This is a genomic window from Salipiger sp. D13, assembly GCF_003703915.1.
GTDB lineage: Bacteria > Pseudomonadota > Alphaproteobacteria > Rhodobacterales > Rhodobacteraceae > Salipiger > Salipiger profundus.
Genome location: NZ_RAPJ01000087.1, coordinates 1 through 5,052 on the forward strand (window position 1 = coordinate 1; position 5,052 = coordinate 5,052).

The window sequence follows — 5,052 nt, forward strand, 5'->3', positions numbered from 1 at the left end:
CGCCGAGCGCCTCGGGGGCGCCGGTCGAGACGATGCGCAGGCGGCGGCGGTGGCGACGCTGCAGCACCAGCAGCGCGCGGGCGGTTTCGCACCAGTCGGCCAGCGCCCGCGCGGCGGGAGTGCCCGAGGCCAGCGCCCGGGACAGCTCGGGCAGCGGCGCGGGACAGATCAGCACCGCGCGGCAGCGCTCGTCTTCCGCCAGCGCGGCGGCGACATCGTCGATCTCGGCCACGCTCGGCACGCCGAGCCAGGCGGCGAGCGCACGGTCGGCGGCGGCAGGGCCGTGCCAGCTCAGCATCGCGGTTCGGGAAACACCCGGCTGGGACACGCTTTCGGGACTGGTCATGAACTGGGAACTTCCGATCTCGAAGGGCAGGCTCAGCCGTTGTAATCCAGAAACCGCGGCGCGAAGGGCGCCGGGCGCGGCTGCCCCTTGAGCCGCCGCACGAGCCCGCGCAGCGCCCGGGTGAGCCGCCAGCTGGTGCTGGTGAGCACCGTCAGGTGGGTGTACTCGAGGCCGGCGGTGTAGCCGCGCAGCTCCTCGAGCTCGGCGCGCAGCTCGGCCATGGTGCGGGGATCCTCGGCGCGGGCCTCCTCGAGCTTGCGGGTCAGCACCCCGAGCTCATGGGCACGCTGCGCCAGCGCGTCCGACAGCCGCGCGTTCTCGGCCTCGAGCGCGGTGGTGTCGGGCGTCTCTGCGGGGGCCTTGCGGGCCTTGAGGTCCTCGACGAGGCGGCGCATCTCGCTCTGCTTCATGGCCAGCGCGGTGTTCTGCGCGAGGATCGTCTCGTTCTGGCGCTTCAGGCGCTCGCAGAGATCGATCTGCGCCCCCTGCCCTGCCGATCCGCCGAGATGCTGTGCGTTCATTTAGGTGCCTGTCTTAAATACCCTGGGTCCAGCAGACCCTGCTCAAAATCTTGGAGCACCGCAACCGCCTTGCCCGGGCGGACGTGTGACATGCGGCGGCTTTCCACCTCCACAGGGGATATCGTATTGCATCGGCATGAACGTTTGGGCAACTAGAAAGCACCGGTTATCATGCCCTGCCGGGATACGGCGCTGGCGCCGGAATTTTTTGAACGGAGCCCATTAGATGATCCATCCCATTCTTCTCTGCGGCGGGTCCGGCACGCGGTTGTGGCCGCTGTCGCGCAAGTCCTATCCCAAGCAGTTCGCGAAGCTGATGGGCGAGGAAAGCCTGTTCCAGGCCTCGGCACGCCGCCTTTCCGGCGCGGGCTTCGCCGCCCCGATGATCCTGACGGGCGACCCGTTCCGCTTCATCGTGACCGAGCAGCTCGCCGCCATCGAGCAGGCGCCGCAGGCGATCCTGATCGAGCCCGAGGGGCGCAACACCGCCCCCGCCGTGCTGGCCGCGGCACTCGCCCTAGAGGCGAAAGATCCCGAGGCGCTCATGCTGGTCGCGCCCTCCGACCACGTGATCCCCGACGCGGCCGGTTTCCGCGCCACCATCGAGGCCGCCGCCCCCGCCGCCGCCGATGGTCGGCTGGTGACCTTCGGCATCACCCCCGACCGGCCCGAGACCGGCTACGGCTACCTCGAGCTCGCCGGGGGCGCCGATCCCGCCGCCGACAGCCCGCAGCCGCTGGCCCGCTTCGTCGAGAAGCCCGACGCCGAGCGCGCCGCCGAGATGCTGGCCGCCGGCAACTTCCTGTGGAACGCGGGCATCTTCCTGTTCGCCGCGAAGACCATCGTCGCCGCCTACGAGGCCCATGCCCCCGAGCTGCTCGCCGGCGTGCGCGCGGCGCTCGAGAGCGCGCAGACCGACCTCGGCTTCACCCGGCTCGCGCCCGAGCCCTGGACGGCGTTGCCCGACATCTCGATCGACTACGCGATCATGGAGAAGGCCGACAACCTCGCGGTGATGCCCTACGGCGCCGGCTGGTCCGACCTCGGCGGCTGGGACGCGGTCTGGCTCGAGAGCGGCCCCGACGACGCCGGCAACGTGACCTCGGAGCATGCCACCGCCATCGACTGCCGCGACACGCTGCTGCGCTCGGAGACCCCCGAGTTGGAGCTGGTGGGCATCGGGCTCGAGGACATCATGGCCGTCGCCATGAACGACGCGGTGCTGGTCGCCCACAAGTCCGAGGCGCAGCGCGTCAAGGAGGCGGTGAGCGCGCTCAAGGAGCGCGGCGCCAAGCAGGCGACGAGCTTCCCGGTGGACCACCGCCCCTGGGGCTGGTTCGAGAGCCTGGTGATCGGCAACCGCTTCCAGGTGAAGCGGATCCACGTGCACCCCGGCGCCGCGCTGTCGCTGCAGAGCCACTACCACCGGTCCGAGCACTGGATCGTGGTCGAGGGCACCGCGCGGGTGACCGTCGACGACGAGGTGAAGCTGGTGACCGAGAACGAGAGCGTCTACCTGCCGCTCGGCTGCGTGCACCGGATGGAGAACCCCGGCAAGGTGCCGATGGTGCTGATCGAGGTGCAGACCGGCTCCTACGTCGGCGAGGACGACATCGTCCGCTACGAAGACATCTACGCGCGCAGCTGACGCGCCACCGGGTGGGGCCGTGCCGGCCCCGCCCCCGACTGCACTGTCCCCCGCATGATCCGTCTCTGCCCCTTCGGCGACTACGCCCACCGCCAACCGCTGGCCTACCCGGCGATCCGCGCCGCCTGCGCCGGCCGCATCGAGGTCGTGGACGACATCGCCCGGGCCGATATCGTGGCGGTGAGCCACACCAAGGACCTCGACCGCCACGCCGAGGTGCTGAAGGCCCGGATCGGGCCGGACCAGAGACTGGTGCTGCTCTCGGAAGAGCCGTTCTGGGACACCGTCTGGGACCCCGATCCGCTGTCAAGGGAGGGCACACGCGAGACCTCCCGCGGGCCGCTGCGCTTCACCCGGCTCACCCACCTGACGAGCGACATCTACCGCTTCGACCGCATCCCCTATTTCCTGCTGACCGATCCCGCCTATGCCCGTCGCTACGCCGGGCTCTTCGCCCGCAACGCGGCGCGCGGCGCCGAGCGCTGGCGCGCGCTCTGGGCGGCGGCGCCCTGGCAGGCGGGCTTCATGGCAGAGGCGCGGGACAATCCCAAATACGACCGCGGCTTCCCGCAGGCCGGCGTGGCGGGGCTGTCGTCGCGCCGCACCCGGATCGCGCGCGCCTGCGGGACGCGCAGCCTGCGGCTCGGGCACGGCTGGCAGCCCGGCCCCCGGCGGCAGGCGCTGCGCGACTGGCATCTCGACAAGCTGGTGCGGCTCGACGGACAGTGCCGGCTGTTCTCGGCCATCGAGAACACGCTGCACCCAGACTACGTCACCGAGAAACCCTTCGACGCGCTGGCCATGGGCGCGGTACCGCTGGTCGAGGCCGGCCCCGGCCACCGCCTGCACGAGCTCCTGCCGGAGGGCGGGCTCTGGGACCTCAAGGGGCTTCCCCCCACCGAGGCCGCGGCGGCGATCGATAGCTGGGACCCGGCCACCACCGACCCCGCGCCCTACATGGCGGCGCAACGCCGGATGGCGGCGCTCTTCGCCGATCCGGCGATCCTTCGGGCCGAGTACGACCGGCTCGCCCGGGCGCTCGAGGCCGCGCTGGCCGGGGTCTGCGACAGCCCCGCCCCGGCGCTCAGCCCAGCAGGGTGACCTCGGGCGTGTAGCGCTGGCGCAGCTGCCGGTCGGTGATGTCGGGTCCGATCAGCTCGCGGCAGGCGGCGCTGTTGCCGTAGACCAGAACCACCAGCGTCTCGCCGTCGACCTGCGCGCGCAAGCTGTCGCAGAGTTCGAGCCGGCCGGTGTCGAGCTCGACATCGTAATACGGCACGATGCCGACCCGCTCGCCGCGCGCGCGGCGGGCCGCGATCTCGGCCAGCATCGCCTGCAGCTCCGGTGTCTCGAGCCGGAAATCGCCCACGTAGATGGCGTCGAAGATCCCCGCCTCGAGCCGGTCGGGATCGGTCATCAGCGCCGGCACCGCGAAGGGCCGCGCGTCGGGGTCGCCGGTGTAGCGCAGCGCGCCGCCGCTGCGGTGATGGTGGCCCTGCGCATCGAAATACTCGAAGCGCGCGCCGTAGTAGAAGCCCTGGATGCCGGTCACCGGGTTCTCGGTGATGGCATCCCCGCCGTCGCGCTGGATGGTCAGCGGGCCGGTCTCCATCTCGGCCACCGCCGCCGCGCCGAAGACCTTGCGGCAGCGGCGCACCAGCTCGCTGTCGGCGCCGAAGCGCACCGTGTCCCAGCAGCCGAGCCGCTCGCGCACGGGGGCGCGGCGGAACAGGAAGGAGGCCATGTTGTAGAGCGCCAGCCGGCCGTTGGCGCGCAGCCGGGTGATGCGCAGGTCCTCGCCGCCGCGCACCATCTGCGACAGGCAGCCGACGAGCTCGGGCCGCGCCTCGAGCAGCCGGACCTGGCGCTCGATGCGCTCGGGGTGGGTCCAGTCGTCGGCATCATGCACGGTGACGTAATCGCCGGTGGCGGCCTCGAGCCCGGCGTTGCGGGCACGGTAGGCGCCGACGTTCGCCTCGAGCCGCAGCACCCGGATGCGCGGGTCGGCTTCGGCCGCCGCCTCGGCAATGGCGGCGGTGTCGTCCCGGCTGGCGTCGTCGATGACGAGGATCTCGAGGTTGCGCCAAGTCTGCTCGGCGAGCGCGCGCAGCGCCGTCGGCAGGGTGCGCGCCGCGTCATGCGCGGCCAGCAGCACCGAGACCTTCGGCCCCTCCTCCACCGGCGGCAGCGGCACCGCGCTGGTCAGCCGGTCGTAGAGCGCGCCCTCGCCCTCGCGCAGCGCCAGCGGCGGGATGCCGGCCTCGGCCAGCGCCTGGTTGACCCAGAACAGCCGCTCGCCCGGATCGTCCTGCAGGTTGGCCCAGGCCAGCAGCAGGTCGGCGCTCAGCCGGTTGCCGGCCTGCGCCCGCTCGAGGATCGCCCGGGCCCGGTCGCGGGCGCCGGGCTCCAGTCCCGACAGCGCGTGCAGCGCCAGCATCTCCATCAGCGTCAGCCGGCCGGCGAGCGCGTCGGGCAGCCCCGGTTCGGCCTGGGCGCGCGCGATGCTCGCCTGCGCCGAGCGCAACGCCGGCTCGCCG

General features: G+C 72.2%; 5 protein-coding genes. 2 read left to right on the forward strand and 3 right to left on the reverse strand.

The features are described from left to right. Both D6860_RS24980 and D6860_RS24985 read right to left on the reverse strand, forming a co-directional pair. The coding region (locus tag D6860_RS24980; protein WP_164845666.1) for a hypothetical protein at positions 1-346 on the reverse strand (346 nt) is incomplete at its 3' end. 32 nt (positions 347-378) lie between these two features. Beyond that, positions 379-867, reverse strand: a complete 489-nt coding sequence (locus tag D6860_RS24985; protein WP_076625988.1) for a hypothetical protein — start codon at positions 865-867, stop codon at positions 379-381. Between the two features lie 226 nt (positions 868-1,093). Here D6860_RS24985 and D6860_RS24990 point away from each other — a divergent pair, with 226 nt between their 5' ends. Next, positions 1,094-2,515 (forward strand): mannose-1-phosphate guanylyltransferase/mannose-6-phosphate isomerase, encoded by a 1,422-nt coding sequence (locus D6860_RS24990; RefSeq protein ID WP_076625989.1) that lies wholly within the window; start codon positions 1,094-1,096, stop codon positions 2,513-2,515. A gap of 54 nt (positions 2,516-2,569) precedes the next feature. Further along, positions 2,570-3,616 carry a glycosyltransferase family 10 domain-containing protein gene (locus tag D6860_RS24995; RefSeq protein ID WP_076625990.1) on the forward strand — a complete coding sequence of 349 codons (1,047 nt, stop codon included), beginning with the start codon at positions 2,570-2,572 and terminating at the stop codon, positions 3,614-3,616. Here the strand turns inward: D6860_RS24995 and D6860_RS25000 are convergent. Beyond that, positions 3,600-5,052 (reverse strand): glycosyltransferase family 2 protein (locus D6860_RS25000; RefSeq protein WP_164845667.1); only part of this gene is annotated, 1,453 nt, incomplete at its 5' end. The genes D6860_RS24995 and D6860_RS25000 overlap by 17 nt on opposite strands.